This window comes from Cohnella suwonensis (assembly GCF_042655365.1).
Taxonomy (GTDB): Bacteria; Bacillota; Bacilli; order Paenibacillales; family Paenibacillaceae; genus Cohnella; species Cohnella suwonensis.
This window is the reverse complement of sequence record NZ_JBHSMH010000061.1, coordinates 1-890: the sequence shown is the minus strand read 5'-3', so window position 1 is coordinate 890 and position 890 is coordinate 1. Positions and strand designations below refer to the sequence as shown.

Sequence of the window (890 nt, the reverse complement as noted above, 5' to 3'; positions counted from 1 at the left end):
AATGCGCAGGTTGCGCTTAGCTGGACGGCTTCCGCAGGTGCGACGAGCTATACGGTGAAGCGCGCAACGACGAGCGGTGGACCGTATACGAACGTGGCAACCGGCATTGCCACGACGACCTACGCGGACACCGGGCTGACGAACGGCACAACGTACTATTACGTCGTCAGCGCTACGAATGCGGCGGGCGAGAGCGCGAATTCGTCGCAAGCGAGCGCGACGCCTCAATTGCCTAGCACTCTTAAGATCGAGTATCGCGTCGGCGATTCGAGCGCGACCGACCAACAGATGAGGCCGCTGCTGCGCATCGTTAACACGGGCGCTTCCGCCGTGCCGCTCAGCCAGCTGAAAATCCGCTATTACTACACGAAAGGTTCGACGCAGTCCGATCAGTATAACTGCGATTACGCGATCGTCGGCTGCAGCAACGTGACCGGAACGTTCGGCACGGTGTCGCCGGCGGCTACCGGAGCAGACACGTATATGGAGATCGGTTTTACGTCAGGCGCGGGTTCGGTCGCGGCTGGCGGCAATAGCGGCGAAATTCAAAACCGCGTCAATCTGGCCAACTGGAGCAACTACAGCGAAGCGGACGATTATTCTTACAACGGTACGCAGACGTCGTTCGCCTTGTCGGGCAACGTAACCTTGTACCAGAACGGCACGCTCGTATGGGGCACCGAGCCTGGCGGCACGATTGTGCCGGCAGCGCCGACCGGCATGACCGCGACGGCGGGCAACGCGCAGGTCGCGCTGAGCTGGACGGCATCGAGCGGCGCGACTAGCTACACGGTGAAACGCGCCACGACGAGCGGCGGACCGTATGCGAACGTGGCGACCGGAGTGACGGCGACGAGTTACGCGGACACGGGACTGACGAACGGCACGAC

Annotated in this window: 1 protein-coding gene; it reads left to right on the top strand. The window is 62.2% G+C overall.

Translation table 11 applies throughout. From position 1 onward, the window contains the following. Positions 1 to 890: cellulose binding domain-containing protein (locus ACFPPD_RS16905; protein ID WP_378082686.1), on the top strand; the 890-nt coding region annotated here is incomplete at both ends.